Consider the following 20,629-nt stretch of genomic DNA (forward strand, 5'->3'; position numbering starts at 1 on the left):
CATATTAACGTAACACATGCTTTAGTGTCAACTATATTACTGAATAAAAAGCTGCTTCTTTTTCAGTCTTTTTTATTTTTCTGTTAATTCCCACAGCTTATCTAACAATTCTTTTGTTTTTTCCATCATGGAGCTGCAGTCTTTATTTTTATTCCGCTGATCTGTATATAAAAATACAGGACTGTCGCCGCTTTGAAATTTTAAGTCTCCCCTGTACCCTGCAATCAGCTCCGGGATCTTTTCTGCATTTAGTTTAGCCTTGGCAAACATAGTCAGCCTGGCCTCCTGGCGGTTAATAAATACCTCTGTAACATAAGCTCTGTGAGCCAGACCTTTTAAAGCCGCCACCCGCAGAAGGTTCTCCACCGGTTTTGGAATATCTCCAAAACGGTCCATCAGCTCATCCTGCATATCCATATACTCTTCTTCATCCTCAATGGCAGAAATTCGTTTATAAATATCCAGCTTTTGATACTCATTTTTAATATAAAAGGAGGGAATATATGCGTCTATGTCGCAGTCTACCACTGTCTCATACTCTTCCTCCTCCGGCTTTTGCCCTTTTAAAGCCTGGACTGCCTGGTTTAACAGCTTACAGTACAGATCATATCCTACTGCCTCCATGTGACCGTGCTGCTCTGCTCCCAGAATATTGCCTGCGCCCCTGATCTCTAAGTCTCTCATGGCGATTTTAATTCCAGAGCCTAATTCTGTAAATTCTCTGATAGCCTGAAGCCTCTTCTCCGCCTCTTCCTTTAACATTTTATCTCTTTTATACATCAGGAAGGCGTAGGAGGTTCTGTTAGATCGTCCCACTCTTCCTCTCAGCTGATACAGCTGCGAAAGTCCCAGCTGGTCTGCATCGTGAATAATCATAGTGTTGGCGTTGGAAATGTCCAGTCCTGTTTCAATAATAGTGGTGGAAACCAGCACGTCAATTCCCCCGCTTACAAAGCCCAGCATTATTTTTTCCAGCTGATGCTCCCTCATCTGTCCATGGGCAAATACAACTGTGGCATCCGGTACCAGGCTGGCCACATGGGCGGCTACCTCCTCAATATTATTTACTCTGTTGTATACATAGTACACCTGCCCCTGTCTTGCCATTTCCCTTTGAATGGCCTCCCGAATCATCTCGTCATTGTACTCCATGACGTAGGTTTGAATAGGAACTCTGTCTACAGGAGGCTCCTCCAACACGCTCATATCCCTGATGCCGATTAAACTCATATGAAGAGTTCTGGGAATAGGAGTTGCAGTTAAAGTCAAAACATCTACATTTTCCTTCAGCTTCTTTATTTTTTCCTTGTGAGCTACTCCAAATCTCTGCTCCTCGTCAATAATCAGAAGCCCCAGATTTTTAAACTGCATATCCTTAGAAAGCACTCTGTGAGTTCCTATTACAATATCCACCAGGCCCTTTTTTAAATCCTCTATGGTTTTCTTCTGTTCTCCCGGCGTTTTAAACCGGGACATTAAATCTACTCTTACAGGGAAGTCCTTCATTCTCTGGACAAATGTATTATAATGCTGCTGAGCCAAAATGGTAGTGGGCACTAAATACACTACCTGACGGCTTTCCTGCACTGCCTTAAAGGCGGCTCGCAAGGCGATCTCTGTTTTTCCGTAGCCTACGTCACCACAGATCAGACGGTCCATTATTTTACGGCTTTCCATGTCTGCTTTTGTGGCGTCAATGGCATCTATCTGATCATCTGTCTCCTCATAGGGAAACATTTCCTCAAACTCCCTCTGCCATACTGTATCAGGGCCGCATTGATATCCCTCAGTCTGCTGCCTGACCGCATAAAGCTCCACCAGATCTCTGGCAATTTCCTTTACAGCCCCTTTTACCTTTGTCTTTGTTTTATTCCACTGCTCCCCGCCCAGCTTATTCAGCTTCGGCGCCTTGGCGTCGGCTCCTGCATACTTCTGAATGCCTTCCATCCTGGTTGCCGGCAGATATAAATTTCCTCCGTCCCCATATTCAATTTTAATGTAATCCTTAACTACCTTATCCTGCTCGATTTTTTCAATTCCCCGGTAGATGCCTAAACCATGATCTTCATGGACCACATAATCTCCTATGGACAGCTCGGCAAAGCTTTGAATTTTTTTCCCTTCATAGGACGTTTTCTTCCGCTTCTTTTTCTTCTTCTCCCCGCCGAACATATCCCCTTCTGTTATTACTACAAATTTTAAAAGAGGATATTCAAAGCCCCGGTGGAGATTTCCAAAAGTAACTAAAATCTCCCCCGGATTTACCGGATGATCTTCATTGTCAGGGCAGAACGCGCTTAATTCATATTCTCTTAAATCTCCTGCCAGACGGCTGGCCCTTGTTCTGGAACCAGTTAAAAGAATCACTCTGTATTTTTCTTTTTTCCACCGTCTTAAATCCTTAATCAGCATGTCAAAGCCAGATTGGTAGGAGGTAAGACTTCTGGCGTCAATATGATATTTTTTCTTTACTGTCATTCCGGAAAGCTTTTGCTCCAGGGATGTAAGATACACTGTATGGCCCTGCTGGGCCTTTGCCAGGATTTCCTCTAAAGAATATAAAAGGTTCGTCTGGCCTGGAAGTAAATACCCTTTTTCCAGTCTGTGAGCCATACTCTCCCTGAATTCTGTCTCCACAGCCTGCCCTTTTTCTCTAAGCCTCATAGGCTCATCTAAAAATATTCCCGTTTTATCTCCCGGAAAACAGTCTAAAAAGGATACTGTGCTATCGCAGAAATACTGGAGAAAGCTGTCCAGCCCGTGAACCCGAAAGCCTTCTTTTATGCCGTCCGCCACTTCCTGAATAATAGTCTCTATTCTGTGGGCTTCCTCTGTTTTCATTTGGCTTCTCAGGCTTTTACTGTAAGACTTTTTCTCTTTTTCAATTCTGTCCGCCCCCTGCTTTAACTGCTCCTTTGTCACTACCAGCTCTGATGCAGGATATATAGTCGCCTCATCCAGCTGCTCTATAGACCTTTGGCTTTCTAAATCAAAGGTTCTTATAGAATCCACCTCTGTGTCCCACAGCTCTATTCTAATAGGAAATTCTTCTGTAAGGGGAAACAGATCTAAAATTCCGCCTCTGATAGAAAACTGTCCCATGCCGTCCACTTGCGGAAGACGTTCATATCCCATGGCAGTCAGCCTGTCTTTCCACTGCTCCAGATTCAGCTCCTGCCCTGCTTTTACAGTAATAGCCTGAGACTGAATAAAATCCATGGGAAGCAGATGGTCCATCAAGCCGTCCACAGTCGTGACCACAATTCCGCTTTTATCCTCAGCCATGTGCCGCAGCACCTGAAGCCGCTGCTTTGTCATCAGGTTTCCATGAATATCTGCATTGTAAAACAGCAGGTCCCTGGCCGGATACAGCCAGGTATTAGGCTGAAAATACCGCAGATCATCATAAATCTCCCTGGCTCTGGAATCATCATATGTTACTACCAGCTTCCACGGCAGATTTTCTGAAGACTCGCTGATAAAATGGGCCTTTTGAGAATCTGCACAGCCGCTTAACTGAACAGGACCTGAGCCTTTTGCCAGATCCTGTTCCATGTCCTCAAATTCTTTTAATTCCTTTAATGGGTTTGTAAATACACTGCTCATATACCCCTCACTATTTTCAGCCTTTCTGCCGGTTAAATCGGTTCATAGCCACGTCCGGCCCCTCTTCTATAATTGTCAGCGCAGCCTGGGCGGCAGCCTCAAAGGCGTCCTCCATTACAGGCTTTTCCACCTGGGGAAAATGTCCCAGCACATAGTCCGCCAAATCCATTCTGTCCGGCTTAGCTCCAATGCCTACCCGCACTCTGGGAAATTCCTGAGTACCCATGTGAGCAATAATATTTTTCATGCCGTTATGGCCTCCGGCGCTGCCCTTTACCCGAACCCTTAAATGTCCCGGAGCTAAATCAATATCATCATATATTATAATCATATGCTCTGGTTCTATCCTGTAGAAATCCACAGCAGCACGAATACTTTCTCCGCTTAAATTCATAAAGGTTTCAGGCTTTAACAAAAGAACCTTTTCTCCCCCTGCCATTCCTCTTGCGCATACTCCCTTAAATTTTTTCTCATTTACAGAAATGCCCAGCTTGTCCGCCAGCTTATCAATCACCTGAAAGCCCACGTTATGTCTGGTGCCTTCATATTTCTTCGTAGGGTTTCCCAATCCTGCAATCAGATACATGCCAATGTCCTCCATCACCTTTAATCGCTAGTAATTCATTGTAACATAGGTAGAATTTTTACTCAACTGGATTTCCGGGAAATCAGGGAAGCTGAATAGTTTTCCATTAAAAAAATGCCTGCAGACCCATTTCTGTATTTTTATACAGACGCTTCATCTCCTCGGCATTTTTTATCATTAATATTAAATTCCCTTTATACTTTCCAAAACCTTTTTTGCCCCGTCCATCAGGAAGCTTACATCATTTCCGCACATATTCATTTGGTAGCCCGCCTGAATACAGGGAAGCAAAGGTTCTTTTTTTCCAAAGTGAATCCCGGCAATTTTCCCTGATGTCTGCGCGGCCTTTAAAATTTTATCATACGCCTGCTTCATTACAGGATTTCCATATTCTCCTAATACTCCATAATTTTGAGAAAGATCATTGGGGCCTACAAATGCAGCGTCAATCCCATCAACGCCAATAATTTCCTGAATATGCTCCACCCCTTCAGGCGACTCAATCTGGCACATTAAAATAGTATTTTCATTTGCTTCATCCATATATTGTCTTCCCTGAACCTTTTTAAAGTCCGTGTGAGGTCTGGATAAAGAAACACCTCTGTCCCCTAGAGGAGCATATTTTGAATATTTTACTAAAAGCTTAGCCTCCTCTTTTTCTCTGGTATCTGGAAGCAGCAGACCGTCGGCTCCCATTTCCATAAATTTTAATACCAGCTCTCTTCTGATTTCTGCTATTCTCACTATTACCGGAAGCCCTATTCCTCTTGCCATTCCAATGATTCTGGCCGCCTCTCCATATTCAAAGCAGCCGTGCTCACAGTCCAGCACAAAGAAATCAAAGCCGCATACCTTCAAGATTTTTACAATATCAGGATTTTGAAAAACAGTGACCATAGTTCCCAAAGCCTTTTCCCCGTTCTTCAACCTCTTTTTCAATTCTCCAGCCTTCATTTTTATTCTCCTTCCAGCACCTGAATACTTCTCTCCACTGTTCTGTTTAAATCTGCCAAAGTTTTTTTCTGGGGAATTTCCAGGCAGATTTTCATTTCCGGGTTCTTAGAGAACTCTTTAAAAAGCTTTTTTACATGAAAATCTCCTTCTGTTTCAACAGTATCTAAAAGCTTGTGGTCCCTGGTAACCTTCAGATGATAGTAAAATATTCTGTCCTTATATTTATTATAATAAGAAATAATGTCTTCCTCCTCAGGATTCACCATAGTAGTTTCGTTTGTAGCATTAGCTGCATCCAAAGTGGCGCACATTCCCTTACAGGCTTCCATCAATTCATCCATTCCAAAATAGCTTGCTCCGTCTCCAAATAAAGGCTCCATAGAATTTTCAAAGCAAAGATTAATCCCCAACTCCCCGGCTTTCTTTACATACTGATTAATTACAGGTACTAGCCGATTAAATTCCTCTTTAGAATATCCTTTTTTTCCTGCAGCCGCTTTTGAGGCCACCAGTACCCGGCAGCAAGTTCCCCTGCCAAATAAAGCGGCTTGTTCCATACCCTTGTAAAATTTTTCATCCTCTTTAAAAACATCCTCATTATCCCAGGAATAGTGAATGCGTAAGCCTAAAGTATCCGCCAAAGCTTTCAGCCTTAAAAGCTCTTCCCTTTCCATAGTCACGCCAGCGTCTCTTAGCTCAAACCAGGAAAATCCTCTTCCCGCCGCCCAAGCGATCAGCTCTCCTAAAGTGATTTCTCCCTTTTGAATCACCTGCTTATATGTATTTCCCGCCAAACCTAAACCTGTTTTAATATTTGGATGTACTGTCAATTTTCTCATTATTATCTCATCTCCACTTTAATTTCAGGCTGAGATTTTTCTATCATTTGTTCTACCTCATGCAGGTTTGGAAGCGCCCGGCCAATAGAGCCCTGTCTTGTGACTACCAAACCGCCTGCACAGTTGCAGTACAAAGCAATTTTCTCTAAATCCCAGCCTTCCTGAATGCCGTAAACCAGCATAGAGGCAAATGTGTCTCCGGCGCCTGTAGGATCAATAGCTTTTACGTGTATACCGCCTACATACACCACCTTTTTTCCGTCGCTGAGAATCGCCCCATCTTTGTCTCTGGTAAGCGCAATGATTTTAGGGCCTTTTTGGTGAAGCTGATGAAGAATTTCTAAAGGATCTGAAAGCCCTGTAATAAAAGCAGCCTCCTCTAATGTAGGGGCAATTACATCAGCACTTTCAATACCTTTATACAGCCGCTGTCTGGCATCCTCACTTTTCATAACCTCTTTTCTAATATTAGGATCAAAAGAGATCATAACGCCTGCTTCTTTTGCAATTCTTACACACTTCTCGCAGGCAGCTCTCATAGTTTCACTCAATTCTAAAAGCATACCGGAGTAATGAATAGCGCTGGCCTTTTTTATATATTCTTCGTCTATATCATCAGGGCCAAATTTACTTCCTATGGAATTACTTCTGTAATACTCAAAGTTCCGGCCCTCTTCCAGGTTTTCTAAAAAAGCCAGGCCTATTTGCCCTTCTTTATCTTTTACTACTCTGGAAATATCCACCCCTTCTCTGTCCATAATCTGATATACAAAGTCGCTTAACGGGTCGGGGCCTATTTTTCCTATAAAAGCGGCTCTGTCGCAGATTTTTGCATTGGCGCATGCAAAAATACCTGAGGAGCCGCTGGCAGTTTTTAAAATGCTGCCTTCTTCATTTAATCTAAGTGTTGGTTCCACTGGAATAAACTCTACCAGCAGTTCCCCTATGGAAATAATCTTTCCTCCCGGATTCTTTATTTTCAACATTACTTTACCTTCCTGCTATACTTCAGCCTCTTTTTTTGTTTTCATTTTTTTCATAATTACAGGTCCTGCCAGGGCTAATACAGTGCAAGCCAAAAGTACAATAGAAATAGGACTGGCTATAAAGATTTGGTAAGAGCCTGCAGATAAGGCTAAGGATCTTCTTAAATTAGATTCAGCCATAGGACCTAAAATCAATCCTAAAATTAAAGGCGGCAGAGGAAAATCATATTTTTTCAGGAAAAATCCTATAATACCGCAGATAAACATTACAACAACATCAAAAATAGAGTTATTCACCGCATAAGAACCTACAATAGATAACAGTATAATGGCTACCCACACATACTGCTCCTTCAGCTTTAATAAAGCTGCGGAAGCTTTAGACGTCATCAGGCCAAAAACTAAAAACATAATATTTGCAATTACCATCATAACCATAAGCTTGTATACAAAATCCTTACTTTCCACAAAAAGCATAGGCCCCGGCTGCATACCATACATCATTAATGAACCAATCAGCACTGCTGTTACAGCGTCCCCCGGTATTCCCAAAGTCAGCATAGTAGTCATTGCGCCGCCGATAATTCCGTTGTTGGCCGTACATGTAACGGCCAGCCCCTCCGCAGAGCCTTTTCCGTAATTTTCTTTATCCTTTGACACTTTTTTACACTGATCCCAGCAGATAATAGAGGCAATATCGCCGCCGGCTCCCGGAATGGCTCCCACAATTACTGAAACTAAGGCGCTGATTGTAGTTAACGGGAAGAAATCCTTTACCATTTTCCAGGTAGGAATAATTCGGCCTATTTTTTTCTTTTCCTGATCTCTTTCATCCTTTTTATTTTCATATACCTGACCTAACACTTCCGCAAAGCCAAACAAACCAATCATAACAGGCACATAGGAAATTCCCTGAAGAAGGTCCACCATTCCAAATGTATATCTTGGATAAGCATACATAGAGTCCAAGCCTACTGTAGCAATTAAAAATCCAAAGCAGCCCATCATCACTCCCTTTAATATAGACTTTTCTGAAACGCCTATAATCATGGAGAGCCCAAAAAGGGAAAGGGCAAAATATTCTGCAGGGCCAAATTTCAAAGCAAATTTAGCAATGGGAAATGCTGCTATCATTAAAATAACAGAGCTGATCAGTCCTCCTATTGCAGAATAAATTACATTGATTCCCAAGGCCAGTCCTGCTTCCCCTCTTTTTGTCATTGCATATCCGTCCAGGCTAGTCATAATAGAAGCAGGCGTACCCGGCGTATTTACTAAAATAGCTGAGATCCCTCCCGCCCACACTCCTGAGTTGTAAACTCCAATAAGCATTGCCAGCCCCTGAGCCGGCTTCAGCCCAAAAGTAATAGGCGTCAGAATAGAAATGGCCATTACTACAGAAAGTCCTGGCAAAGCGCCGATCAAAGCCCCTACGATCACTCCTATCAGCATAAACAGCATTACAGACGGGTCCATAATTGCTATAATCGCTTCTGTAACCATATAGTTTTCCTCCTTAATTATTCAGCATAACATTTAAAAATTCCTGGAATATGTAAAATACCAGAATTGAGCTGACAACAGCTCCAGGCGCAAAGGTTTTCATATTCTGCTTCAAAATCAGTCCAACTAAAATCAGGTAAACGCTGCAGATAATTACAAAATGCAGGCTCCCCCAAAGCACAATAAATCCCGCTGTACATAAAGCAATCAGCGCCAGCCGTCTAAAGCCTATTTTCTGCTCCTCTGTTTCCGGTTCTGTCTTCTTCTTATCTCTTACAGCGCGGAATATAAGAATCAGATTAATTAAAATAATAATGGCGCACAATGCCTGGGGAAATACTCCTGCCCCCGGCACGCCGTCAGACGTGCCTCCGGGGAAGGAAAATGCATTTATAAATGCCGCCGCACAGATGATCACTGCCGCTAAAGAAATTACGATTTCACCAACCACAATTTTTCCTCCTCTTTCTATTTCTTTAATCCGGCCTCTTCAATCAGCTGATCAAAGAACTCTGTCTGCTCTTTAATAAATTGGTCGTATTCCTCTCCCTGAAGAAATGCAGGCTCCATTCCTCTTTCTTTCATAAATTCTGCGTATTCATCAGACTCTACAGCTTCTTTTAAAGCATTTTGCAGAGCTGCTTTCACATCCTCAGGCAAGTCCTTAGGTCCTGCGAAGCCGCCCCAGTGCAGAAGCTCATAGTCAATTCCGCTTTCTTTTAAGGTAGGAGCATCCGGAAATGCCTGTGAGCGTTCCTCCCCCATGGTGGCCAGGATCTGTATTTCATTTCCCTTGGCCCCTGACATCAGCTCAATAGGAGCGCTGACAACTGCGTCTACATGTCCTCCCATTAAAGCTGCAATACTTTTGCTGGCTCCATCAAAAGGCACATGGTTAAATGTTACTCCGGCTGCTTTTTCCAGGCCAATAGCTCCTAAGTGCCAAATAGATCCTGTACCTGCATTTCCCACTGTCAGCTCACCTGGATGAGCTTTGGCATATTCTATAAATTCTTCAACTGTAGAAAATCTTTCATCTCCCGGTTTTACAGCTAATGCTCCCACTGTTGTGTACGCCCGACCAAGTAATGTTAAATCATCCGGCTGCAGATCTGCGTATCCTAAAGATTTTAACATTACCAGCTCTAAAGGCGTATGACCGATAGTATATCCGTCCGGCTTGCTGGCCTGTACATAAGACATTCCTACTGCTCCGCTGCCCCCTGGCTTGTACTGACAAATTACCGTCTGGCCTAAAACCTTTCCCATAAGGTCCCCTGTTTCTTTAGAAACCTGATCTGACAACCCTCCCGGGCTGGCCTGTACAATCATATTCAGCTGTGTATTGGGGAAATCAGATTTTTTTCCGCTGTCTCCCAAGCTGCTGCAGGCTGTAAGCATCAACGCGCCAAGTCCCAGAACCAATAATTTTTTCCAAGTTTTTTTCATAGTTTTTCTCCTTTTCCTTACCTTTTTAATAAAATGCTTTAGATAAACATTATCATAGTTCTTATTAATAATATTAATATTTTCTTTCAAAATTGATTAATATTTTTAACAACTTCATATTATCATTATTAATATTATTTGTCAACCTTTGTGATATTCACTATTTTAACAAAATATTTCCTGTGTTTTTAGTGATAATGACAGTCTTTACTCTTTTCTCATTGACGTTCCCTTCATTTCATCATATAATAATTTTATTAATAATTATTACCAATTCTTTTAGCAAGAATATTTTTAGTAAATAACAATGAGGTATTTTAAATGAAAAAAGTTACTTCTACAGATGTAGCCCGCTTAGCCGGCGTATCTCAATCTACTGTTTCCATGGTTTTAAACAATAAAATAGGTCCCTCCTTCAGCGAAGAGACCAAAAATAAAGTGTTGGACGCAGCCAGACAGCTGGGATATATGCTCCCGGCCCAAAGTATTTCTGTTCCTGACAAAAACATTATAGCTGTTTTTATTCCCACTCTTTCCAACCCGTATTACACTCAGCTTACCTCCTGCATTGAAAAATATGCTTTATCAAAGGGGTATAAAATTCTTCTCTGTAATACATCCAGAAATAAGGAGTATGAATCCTACTACTTAGACTATTTTTCTAAAACAAAGGTGGCGGGCATTATTTTTACCTTTGTGCCCAGCTATCCGCAGATGGCAGAACAGCTGGCTCTCTCTCTCCCCATTGTTCTCATAGGAGAGAAAACAGTTGATATGACTATTCCGTCCATAGAGCTGAATAATGTAAAGGCCGGCGTTATTATGGGAGAGCATCTTCTCTCTCTGGGCCATTTCCACTTTGCATTTCTTTCTACTCCTTTAGATAATTTAAGTCTGGCCCGGCGCCAAAGGCTGGAGGGACTTAAAATAGCTTTAAAGGAAAAAATGCCTCAGGGGTCTTTAGATATTTTTATCAGCGACCATATTGCAGAATCCGATACCACTACTTCTCCTTATGAATATGAGGTAGGCTATGGCCTGACAAAAAAAGTGCTAAGTTCCAAAAGCTCTGCCACTGCACTGATTGGCGTCAATGATATGACGGCTATCGGCATTATTGGCTGCCTTTATGACTCTGGATTTCACGTGCCTGACCACTACTCTGTATGTGGATTTGACAATATTTTTGTCAGCGGCGTATCCATTCCTTCTATTACTACCATTGAGCATCACCTGCCTCTTAGAGGGCAGTCTGCAGTGGACTTAATTCTCAGCAGGCAGTCTGCTTCCCAACTTGGACGGTCAGCCTCCCTTATTGCGCCTCAGGTAAATAAAATTGAGTATGATCCGGAGCTTCTCATCCGCCGCTCTACAGGTCCATGCCGCTGCAGACGAGATATACAATGAAATTGTTAAAGAGCACAAGAATATTAGCCGGGGAACTGTATACAGGAATCTTCAGCGTCTGTGCGAAATGGGTGAGATTAAGAAAAAGGAGATCCCCGGAGGACCTGACCGTTTCGACCATCTAACCAGCGATCATTATCACATCAGGTGTACAAAATGCGACCGCGTTTTTGATGTAGATATGAAATATATAGCTGACTTAGAGAAGTCTATTGAAAACGCCCATGGATTTACATTTACAGGACATGACATTGTCTTTAAAGGTCTTTGTCCAGAATGCAAAAACAATTCAAAGGAGTAACAGAAATAACTGTACATATCTCGGAGCATTTTGTTTTGCGCCTATGCGGGGGCACAAAATACCCGTAAATATTGCAAATAAGAGGAGAATAAAATATGAGAAGTATTACAACATTAGATCTGCAGTATGCACATAGATTTTTTGGTTTTAAGGGAGAAGCTCAGTATCTGCACGGCCATACCGGCGTTTTAACAATTGAGGTGGAAGATTCTATTGAGCCGGGAGTGAATATGGTATTCCCATGTAATGAGATTCAGAAAACTGCCTGGGAGGTTCTTAAAAACTTCGACCACGCTTTGATTCTCAGAGAAGACGATCCTCTGCTGCCTGCTATTTTAGATGTTTATGAAAAACAGGGCATCAAAGACGGCGCGCCTACAAACAAGATGAAGGGCCCTGCTTTTAAAACAGAACTGGCTACTGCATACCCGGACTGCCGTTTAGTGGTGACAAAAGAAACCCTTACTGTTGAGGGTATGATTAAGATTGTTTACGACTTGCTGAAAGATAAACTGAACATTGCAAAGCTTACATTTACCAGCGGCGTAAATGCTGCTTCTGCAGAATTTGAAACGAAAAACAAAATCGACCGCTGCCCATTATGCGGCATCGCCTTAAACGAAAACGGCGTTTGCCCTAAGTGCGGATACAAAAAATAGGTTAAAAACAATTTAGAGTTTCCCCAGTTGTTATAAAGTGAAACAAAAGGTTAGCCTTCTGATTATCATGTACACACAGATATCAGAAGGCTAACTGATTTTTTACCGCAAATTTTTATTTCTTTTTCTTCAATGCTGCAAAAATACTTTGAAGTACAATGAAGAAGCACAGCAGCGCTGCAATAGTGATTCTTACCCACCAGGAGGATAAGGTGCCCTGGAAAGTGATAAATGCTTCTATAGTAGCTTTAATTAAAACTCCAAATAAGCTTCCGATTACGTTTCCAACACCGCCTGTAAGCAAAGTTCCTCCGATTACGGCTGAAGCTATGGCGTCCATCTCAAAGCCCTTTGCCTGCTCCACGAATCCGCCTAAGGTATTCAGACAGAACAGGATTCCGCCAAGGCTGCAGAGGAAGCCGTCTAAAATATAAGCTTTCAGTTTTACTTTCTTAACATCCAGACCCATTAAAAGCGCAGACTGCTCATTTCCTCCAATTGCATAAATAGAACGGCCGAATTTAGTATATTTCAGCATAACAAATGCTAAAATCAGCACTACTAAGGCAATTACTACTGTAGGATAAATATAAGGATAAATCATAACTCCTTTTTTATTTACATATCCCCCAAAAGGCAGATAAATTTTAAATTTGGCCCATGACAGGAAAGTAGGGTTTTCAATACTAATCATATCACGGCTGATAATAGCAGTCATACCTCTGGCAAAGAACATTCCGGCCAGGGTTACAATAAAGGGCTGGATTTTTAAATACGCCACCAAATATCCCTGAACAAATCCAAATACAATGCCTACGCCTAAAGCAATCAGCACTGCCGGAACTGCCCCGATGCCTTTATTCTGCATCATCCAGGCCAGCAGCATACAAATCATAGCTACTACCGAACCTACGGAAATATCAATTCCTCCAGTAATCATAACAATAGTCATACCTGTTGCAATAACAATCAGTCCGGCATTAGAGATAAACAGGTTCAGGAAGTTTTGAGTTTTTGCAAATCCCTGATCCTTAAACAGGATAATACCTGTAATATACATAACAAAGAATAATCCGATTGTAAGCATCAGCAGGAAGGAATTTCCATCCAGCTTTCTGCCTGCTTTCATTCCCTTTTTACCCATTTATGCCACCTCTTTTCTTGCTCCGGATGCAGATTTTGCCATCAGACGTTTTCTCATCTTTGCAAATTCAGGAGACTGTAAAGCAACGATTATAACTACTACAATGGCTTTGTAAACCGGAATCTGATCTGCAGATACAGACATAGCGTAAAGAGTTGTGGTCAAAGCCTGGATTGTATATGCGCCGATAATACTGCCCATAAGGGAGAATTTTCCGCCTGCCAGGGAGTTTCCTCCAAGAGCTACAGCCAGGATGGCATCCAGCTCCATGTTCAAACCAATGTTGTTAGCGTCTGCAGAGTAAATGCGGGATGTAGCAACCATACCTGCAACTCCTGCGCAAAGACCGCAGAATGCATATGTAAGGAAAATAATCATTGTAGATTTTAAGCCAACCAGCCTGGAGGCTCTCGGGTTAATACCTACAGATTGTATATACAAGCCTAAAGCCGTATATTTTAAAAGAAGCATAGTGATAATTACTACAATGGCAGCTACAAATACAGGAGTAGGAAGAGGCACGCCTGGAAGGCTGGCTCCCAACAGCTTAAAGCTGTCTACACGAATATATGTAATCTGTCCTTTTGTTACTAACTGGGCAATACCGCGGCCGGCAGTAAACAAAATCAGAGTAGCAATCATAGGCTGAATTTTCAGCTTTGCAACTAAAAATCCGTTAAAGCAACCGCAGACAATGCCTACGATTAAAGCTGCAATAAATCCAACTGCGTAAGGAGCAGAGTAAGCAGTTACAGACTGTTCTCCTCCCGCTAAAATATTACAGCACACAGCTCCTGCAACTGCCATAATAGCGCCTACAGAAATATCAGTTCCTGCTGATGAGGAAATAACAAGCGTCATGCCTACCGCCAGAATCACCAGCTCGCTGGCTCTGTTAATAACGTCAATAATGTACCCGTACAGCACGCCGTTTCTAATACTGATCTGGAAAAATGTAGGCGTGGTAATCAGGTTGATCAAAAGCACAAGGGCCAAACTGGCCAAAGGCAAAAACAGGCGATATGAAGTTATTTTTTTCAATCTATCCATTATTTTCCACCTCCTGCGATTGTCTTCATAATAGATTCCTGATTCAGTTCATTGCCTGAAAGCTCTCCTACCTTAGAACCGTCTCTTAAAACTGCCATACGGCTGCAGGTACGAAGCATCTCTTCAATTTCAGAAGAAATAAACATAACGGCCATTCCTTTATCAGCCATCTCCAGCACCAGCTTCTGAATCTCTGTTTTCGTTCCAATATCAATACCTCTGGTAGGCTCATCCAAAATCAGGAAATCCGGATTTGTAAGAAGCCATCTTCCCAGAATCACCTTCTGCTGGTTGCCGCCTGACAGCTGTTTAATAGGAGTTTCTCTGCTGGCTGTTTTTATCTGCAGTACCTTAATATATTCATCAGTGAAATCTTCCTGCTCTTTTTTACTCATTAAATGAAACATTCCCCGTTTTGCCTGAAGGGCAATAATCAGATTTTCACGAACAGATAAATCTGCAATAATACCCTCCTCTTTTCTGTTTTCAGGCAAGTATGCCATACCGTGCATCATAGCGTCTAAAGGCGCGTTCACATGAAGCTTATTTCCATTCACGTAAAGCTCTCCGGAATCTGCCTTATCAGCCCCGTAAATACTTCTGGCCAATTCAGAACGTCCTGAACCCAAAAGTCCTGTAAGACCGATAACCTCGCCTTTGCGGATTGTAAGATCAAAGGGCTTAATGGTCCCCCTATGCCCAAGTCCCTCTGCCTTAATAACCACTTCGCCGCCAGTCTTAGCTTCCTCGCCTTCTTTTTTCAGCGCCGCCAGATCATCAAAATCCTTGCCCATCATCTTGGCAACTAACTGAACTCTAGGAAGAGCCTCTGTAGTAAACTCGCCTACCAGCTCCCCGTTTCTTAAAACTGTAATTCTGTCGCACACTGCGTACACCTGCTCCAGGAAGTGAGTGACAAAGACAATTCCTACTCCCTGTGATTTTAAGCGGTTCATCAGTACAAACAGCTTTTCTACCTCACTGTCATCCAAGGAGGACGTAGGCTCGTCTAAAATCAATACCTTAGCAGACATATCCACCGCACGTGCAATAGCAAGCATCTGCTGAATAGCAATAGAATAATTTTCAATGGCCATAGTAACATCCACATGAATGTCCAGACTTTCCAGCAGCTCCTTTGACCGTTTGTTCATAGTCTTCCAGTCGATCAGTCCCCCCTTTTTCGGCTCTCTGCCAATAAACAGATTTTCTGCCACAGATAGGTTGGGACAAAGGTTTACTTCCTGATACACTGTGCTGATACCGTTTTTCTGTGCTTCCTGAGGAGATTTATTAATGATGGCGTGCGAACTGCCGTCAATCATAATTTCTCCTGCTTCAAACTCCTCTACTCCAGTGAGAACCTTAATCAGCGTGGACTTTCCTGCACCGTTTTCCCCCATCAGCGCATGGATTTCTCCCTTGCGCAAAGTGAAATCCACATTCTGCAGGGCTTTTACACCTGGGAAATTTTTGCTGATATTCCTCATTGTAAGGACAACTCCCTGTTCCATAAAGCCCGCCTCTCTTTCTTAATTTTTTATGTTTTTTATTTTTTACCTTATAGGGAATTGCGGAATTTAACTCCCTATAGGGTAAAAAAAGAGGTGTGAGGGAGAACCTTTTAAAAGGTTCTCCGAATCTCAACACCTATGTTTTTATACTGCTTATATTCTTCAGAAAACCTGCTTATTAATAAGCACGTGTCTTAACGATTTCTTCCAGATCCATAGTTGTATCAAAGTATGCTTCGTCTACGTACTGGATCTTTTCAACTTCTTCGCCTGCTTCCAGCTTCTGAATGATTTCAGCTACACGTGGTCCGTGAAGTGGGTTGCACTCAAATGCTGCGTTTAAGTCGCCTGCGATCATAGCGTCAAATGCTGCTTTAACAGCGTCAAAGGAGAAGATAATGATGTCGCCGTCTGGTCCGCAAGTTTTTCCTGCTGCCTTAATAGCGTCAATAGCGCCAAATGCTTCATTGTCGTTCTCACAAACAACTACGTCAATATCATCATAGGATTTCAGGAAGGATTCCATAACTTCCTGGCCCTTTGCCTGTGTAAATTCACCAGACTGCATATCTAACATTTTCCAGTTGGAATGCTCAGCCAGTTTGTTTCCAAAACCTTCTGTACGTCCTACCTGTGCGGAAGCGCCGATGGTTCCCTGAATGGTAACAATGTTAATTTCCTCTTCGCCGCGTCCCTGAGCTTCCAGATAATCTGCCAGCCAGTCGCCTGCTGTTTCACCTTCTTTTACAAAGTTTCCGCCTACCCAGCACTCATACAGGGATTCATCAGAAACCTTCATCTGTCTGTCGGAAAGGATTACAGGAATGCCTGCTTCCTTAGCTTCTTCCAGAACTGTCTCCCATCCTGTCTCAACTACAGGAGCTACTACGATATAATCAACGTCCTGCTGAATAAAGCTTCTGATAGCTTTAATCTGGTTTTCCTGTTTCTGCTGTGCATCGTCAAAAATTAATTTGTATCCGTTCTCTTCTGTAAATGTGCTCTTGAAAGATTCTGTGTTAGCTGTTCTCCAATCAGATTCTGCGCCAACCTGTGCATATCCTACTACGATTAAATCATCAGAACCGCCTTCTGCACCAGCGTCCTCTGCTTCAGCCTCGGTTTCTGTGTCAGCTGCGTCTGCTGCTTCTGTGTCAGCAGGAGCCTCTGTTGCTGCAGGAGCTTCTGTTGCTTTCTCACCGCCGCCGCAGCCTGCTGTCATTGCAGCTGTTACAGCAATACCCATGCATAATGCTAAAGTTCTTTTTTTCATAATAAACCCTCCTTAAATTTGCGGCCCTTTACCGCTATGTTTATTGTAGCTTTATTGTAGACTTATTTTCTTACGGCCGCTACGGAACATCTTTAAATTTATGTAAAAAATCTTACTATTTTTTGTCATTATCCAGATTTTGGTACGATTTTTTACGAAGTTGGTGCAATATCTTTCGGAACGCAAATATAAACGATTGTGCCCTTCCCCTCTTTGCTGTCAATATGAAGTCCATATTCTTTGCCATAATTCAGTTTCAGCCGTTCCTCCACATTAACAAGCCCAAAGCCTCTGCCCTCTTCTCCTTCTCCAGTATAGTTGCGGATCTTCCACCGCAAATTCTTCAGCTTTTCCTCTGTCATTCCGATTCCATTGTCCTCCACCTCAAAAATCACCTTTCCGTCCTTTTCATATCCTCGTATCTGAATCATTCCTTTTCCCCGTTTATTTTTAATGCCATGATACAAAGCATTTTCTACAATAGGCTGAAGGGTCATTTTTAAAACTCTGCAGGGATACAGCTCCTGGTCAATATGAATCTTATATTCTAAAATGTCCTGATACCGGTACCGCTGGATTCTTAAATAGCTGTGCACATGCTTTTCTTCCTCTGCCACAGTAATAAAATCCCTGCCTCCGCTTAACGCTGTTCTGAAAAAATCTGACAAGGAGGTAGTCATAGAAATAACCTCTTTATTTTGCCCTCCTTCTGCCATCCACACAATAGCGTCCAAGGTATTGTACAGGAAATGAGGGTTAATCTGAACCTGGAGAAGCTTTAGCTCTGTAGCTCTTAAATTGCTCTGCTCTATTTTTACATCCTGAATTAAAGTCTTAATTTTCCCTCTCATCTGGTCAAAGCCCTTAGCCAGAATCTGAATTTCATCTCCTGACTCCACCTCAATTCTGGAATCAAAATCTCCTTCTCCCATTTCCTCTGCAGCCATACACAGCCCCTTAATAGGCCCTGTCACACTGTCCACAATTTTTCCCGATACCAGTCCTCCTGCCAGCAGGCTGGCAGCCAGCAAAATAGCGCTAAGCATAACCGCCTGCCCTACCTGCCTTTCCAGATCTATACGAATTGTTTCAAAGCTTTGAGTTTCATAATAAATATACTGCTGCACAAATTCCTGAATCATAGTAGTCGTGCTTCTTACGTCATTTTCCAGCAGATTCATATTCTCTGTATAAACAGACCGAAGATTTCCATTTTCCTGGCCTTCATACTTTTCCTGGCCATATTGATACTTTAAATTTTCTTCCAGCTTATTAATGGCGTGCTCCAAGCTGTCCAGGCTGGTTAAAATCCCCTGAATCTTTCCCGCGCTGTTTGGGTTTGTAATCACCAGCTCCAGGTTTTTAAAGTCTTCCCTGGCCTCCTCAATCATTAAATAAGGATTTTTAACTACGCTGGAATATATATCGTCAATTTTATCCCCCTTTTTCAGCTCGTCAAAGGAAACAGAGCCGATCACCACCCGGTACATGGCGTAATCCATTTCCTCCTTAAAATTCAGATTATAATTATTAATTGCCGTAACGTTTTTTACAATCTGATTGTAAGCCCCGGTAAAATCCTTCATAACCACTATTAAGTAAATTGCCAGAACCCCTAAAGGCACCATCACAATAGCGTTAAGCAAAAGAAGCCTTTGCTTCAAGGACCATCTTTTACGACTCATCTGCCATACCTCCGCCTCTGCGCTCCCTGTATTTTTTAGGAGAACAGCCCATGGTTTTCTTAAAAATATAGCTGAAATAATGAGAATCCTTATATCCGGCCATGTCTGCAATCTCAGTAGCCCTGTAGCTGGTGCACATTAACAGCTCGCAAGCCTTTTCTATTCTCAGCTTGGTCAAATAATCAATAAAGGTCTGGCCGCACTCCTGTCTGAAAATAGTGCTGAAATAGCTGGGACTGATGCCCACCTGGGAAGCAACCTTATTCAGGGAAATGTCGTCATCGCTAAAATTTTCCTTTATATATTTTCTGGCTCCCTCAATCACCTCTGAATACTTATCCAGGGAAACCGTGTCTCTCATGCTGACGGCCAATTTTAAAATCTGGCTGATATACTGTTTTGTAGTATCTACCCCCGCTACTACCTGGGTAATTTTATTGGCGTCCCCAAAGGTCTCCGGAAGCTTTGCCCCCTCCTTGCCTAAGCCTCTTAAAAACTGTACTACGCTAAAATAAATATCCATAGCTACATATTGGCGCAAAAGCAGAGAATTGTAATTCTGCCCTCCCACCATCTCAAAATATTCGTCTACAAACCCCTCTGCCTCTCCCTCAGAGCCTGTTTTCAAAAACTCTTCCACCAGCTTTTTGTTATTCACAGAAAAATCCACAATCTGCAGATTCTGTTCTCCCCCAGTTCCGCTTCTGCCGTTTACCTGGTTCCATGTAACCATCTGGTTTTGATCTATAAAGAACCTGCCGGCAAAAGCCTTGCTGGCCTTTGCATAAGAATTGCGCAGGTCTCCCAAACGCATAACTGTTTCCCCAATTCCCCCAAAATATTTGATGCCTGTCTCTTTCGCCGCAGCTTCCTCCACTGCCGCTCTAAATCTTTCCAGTAAATCTTCAATTTCCTTCTGGTCCTCGCCCTTCAGCACTAAAAACCATCCGTCTACTGGTCTTTCAAACAAAAGGATTCCCGGCTCTCTATTTATAAAGTTTCTGATTTCTTCATCTGTTCTTACCCTTTTCTCGGCATAGGCATGGTTGTCTCCTGTATAAAAAGTAGAGAAAACCACAACCATATAGCAGGCGGCGGAAAAATCCAGTCCCAGATTCTCCCCTCTTTCCACAGCCTCCGCTATAGTGACCGTCCTGTCTACCAGCTCCCCAAACAGCTTTACTCTTTCCAGGTTCAGGCTCTCCTCCATATCGCTTTGGTATTGCTCCAGCAGCTTTTTTTGCTCCTGCTCCTCTAAAATAATCCCGGCCACTTTTTTTACGGCTTCCAGCAGCTGGCTGGAGCTAATAGGTTTTAAAAGGTAATCTGTAACCCCGATTTCTATGGCCTGCCTGGCATATTCAAAATCATTGTAGCCGCTTAAAATCAGAATTTTTATAGACGGAAGCTTCTGCCTTACAAGACGGCTAAGCTCTAAACCGTCCATAAAAGGCATTCTAATATCTGTTATTAAAATATCCGGCTGTGTTTTCAGTATTAGAGGATAAGCCAGTTCTCCATCTCCGGCATCCCCCACAAATTCCAGTCCCTCTTTTTCCCAGGAAATCGTATTCTTAATTCCCTGTCTGATAATCACTTCATCCTCCGCCAAAAAGACCTTCAGCATTTTCCTCTTTCCTCCCATTAACACGTAAAGGGCATTGCAGAAAGCC

At 42.5% G+C, this 20,629-nt stretch carries 17 protein-coding genes; 3 read left to right on the forward strand and 14 right to left on the reverse strand.

Annotated elements, in window-relative coordinates; all coding sequences use genetic code 11:
* Positions 1-72: 72 nt before the first annotated feature.
* The 8 genes from mfd to C1A07_RS07635 all read right to left on the reverse strand — a co-directional run bounded on the left by mfd (position 73) and on the right by C1A07_RS07635 (position 9,923).
* Positions 73-3,606 carry a transcription-repair coupling factor gene (gene mfd, locus C1A07_RS07600; protein WP_101876579.1) on the reverse strand — a complete coding sequence of 1,178 codons (3,534 nt, stop codon included), beginning with the start codon at positions 3,604-3,606 and terminating at the stop codon, positions 73-75.
* Between the two features lie 16 nt (positions 3,607-3,622).
* Complete coding sequence (gene pth / locus C1A07_RS07605) at positions 3,623-4,192, reverse strand: aminoacyl-tRNA hydrolase (RefSeq protein ID WP_101876580.1); 570 nt, start codon at positions 4,190-4,192, stop codon at positions 3,623-3,625.
* Positions 4,193-4,375: 183 nt separating this feature from the next.
* On the reverse strand, positions 4,376-5,146 hold the full coding sequence (locus C1A07_RS07610; RefSeq protein ID WP_101876581.1) for an HpcH/HpaI aldolase family protein: 771 nt from the start codon (positions 5,144-5,146) through the stop codon (positions 4,376-4,378).
* Positions 5,147-5,148: 2 nt separating this feature from the next.
* On the reverse strand, positions 5,149-5,985 hold the full coding sequence (locus C1A07_RS07615; protein WP_101876582.1) for a sugar phosphate isomerase/epimerase family protein: 837 nt from the start codon (positions 5,983-5,985) through the stop codon (positions 5,149-5,151).
* A 2-nt stretch (positions 5,986-5,987) separates the two neighbouring features.
* Positions 5,988-6,971, reverse strand: coding sequence for a sugar kinase (locus C1A07_RS07620; RefSeq protein WP_101876583.1), 984 nt, complete (start codon positions 6,969-6,971; stop codon positions 5,988-5,990).
* 15 nt (positions 6,972-6,986) lie between these two features.
* Positions 6,987-8,474, reverse strand: coding sequence for a tripartite tricarboxylate transporter permease (locus tag C1A07_RS07625; RefSeq protein ID WP_101876584.1), 1,488 nt, complete (start codon positions 8,472-8,474; stop codon positions 6,987-6,989).
* A gap of 13 nt (positions 8,475-8,487) precedes the next feature.
* Positions 8,488-8,925: a tripartite tricarboxylate transporter TctB family protein gene (locus C1A07_RS07630; protein ID WP_180952205.1), complete on the reverse strand. Its 438-nt coding sequence runs from the start codon at positions 8,923-8,925 to the stop codon at positions 8,488-8,490.
* A gap of 17 nt (positions 8,926-8,942) precedes the next feature.
* On the reverse strand, positions 8,943-9,923 hold the full coding sequence (locus C1A07_RS07635; RefSeq protein ID WP_101876586.1) for a tripartite tricarboxylate transporter substrate binding protein: 981 nt from the start codon (positions 9,921-9,923) through the stop codon (positions 8,943-8,945).
* A gap of 321 nt (positions 9,924-10,244) precedes the next feature.
* On the opposite strand from C1A07_RS07635, the gene C1A07_RS07640 reads away from it, so the two are divergent.
* The 3 genes from C1A07_RS07640 to C1A07_RS07650 all read left to right on the forward strand — a co-directional run bounded on the left by C1A07_RS07640 (position 10,245) and on the right by C1A07_RS07650 (position 12,290).
* Entirely contained in the window at positions 10,245-11,330 is a 1,086-nt protein-coding gene (locus C1A07_RS07640; RefSeq protein WP_101876587.1) for a LacI family DNA-binding transcriptional regulator, read from the forward strand.
* Positions 11,266-11,631: a Fur family transcriptional regulator gene (locus C1A07_RS07645; protein ID WP_101876588.1), complete on the forward strand. Its 366-nt coding sequence runs from the start codon at positions 11,266-11,268 to the stop codon at positions 11,629-11,631. Before C1A07_RS07640 ends, C1A07_RS07645 begins: the two co-directional genes overlap by 65 nt.
* Positions 11,632-11,726: 95 nt before the next feature.
* On the forward strand, positions 11,727-12,290 hold the full coding sequence (locus tag C1A07_RS07650; RefSeq protein ID WP_101876589.1) for a 6-pyruvoyl trahydropterin synthase family protein: 564 nt from the start codon (positions 11,727-11,729) through the stop codon (positions 12,288-12,290).
* Between the two features lie 115 nt (positions 12,291-12,405).
* Here C1A07_RS07650 and C1A07_RS07655 read toward each other — a convergent pair whose 3' ends face one another.
* From C1A07_RS07655 to C1A07_RS07680, 6 genes are all read right to left on the reverse strand, one after another.
* Positions 12,406-13,419: an ABC transporter permease subunit gene (locus tag C1A07_RS07655; protein ID WP_101878080.1), complete on the reverse strand. Its 1,014-nt coding sequence runs from the start codon at positions 13,417-13,419 to the stop codon at positions 12,406-12,408.
* Positions 13,420-13,434: 15 nt separating this feature from the next.
* The gene (locus C1A07_RS07660) at positions 13,435-14,484 is read right to left on the reverse strand and encodes an ABC transporter permease (RefSeq protein ID WP_101876590.1); all 1,050 of its coding nucleotides are present in this window, start codon (positions 14,482-14,484) and stop codon (positions 13,435-13,437) included.
* Positions 14,484-15,998 (reverse strand): sugar ABC transporter ATP-binding protein, encoded by a 1,515-nt coding sequence (locus C1A07_RS07665; RefSeq protein ID WP_101876591.1) that lies wholly within the window; start codon positions 15,996-15,998, stop codon positions 14,484-14,486. Before C1A07_RS07665 ends, C1A07_RS07660 begins: the two co-directional genes overlap by 1 nt.
* A 178-nt stretch (positions 15,999-16,176) precedes the next feature.
* A complete protein-coding gene (locus C1A07_RS07670; RefSeq protein ID WP_101876592.1) occupies positions 16,177-17,271 on the reverse strand; it encodes an ABC transporter substrate-binding protein in 1,095 nt (364 codons plus the stop codon).
* A 152-nt stretch (positions 17,272-17,423) separates the two neighbouring features.
* Positions 17,424-18,956 carry a sensor histidine kinase gene (locus C1A07_RS07675; protein WP_101876593.1) on the reverse strand — a complete coding sequence of 511 codons (1,533 nt, stop codon included), beginning with the start codon at positions 18,954-18,956 and terminating at the stop codon, positions 17,424-17,426.
* Positions 18,946-20,583 carry a response regulator gene (locus C1A07_RS07680; protein WP_101876594.1) on the reverse strand — a complete coding sequence of 546 codons (1,638 nt, stop codon included), beginning with the start codon at positions 20,581-20,583 and terminating at the stop codon, positions 18,946-18,948. Before C1A07_RS07680 ends, C1A07_RS07675 begins: the two co-directional genes overlap by 11 nt.
* Between the last annotated feature and the right edge of the window lie 46 nt (positions 20,584-20,629).

Origin of the sequence: Lachnoclostridium edouardi (assembly GCF_900240245.1) — a bacterium.
In the GTDB taxonomy this organism is placed as follows: Bacteria; Bacillota; Clostridia; order Lachnospirales; family Lachnospiraceae; genus Lachnoclostridium_A; species Lachnoclostridium_A edouardi.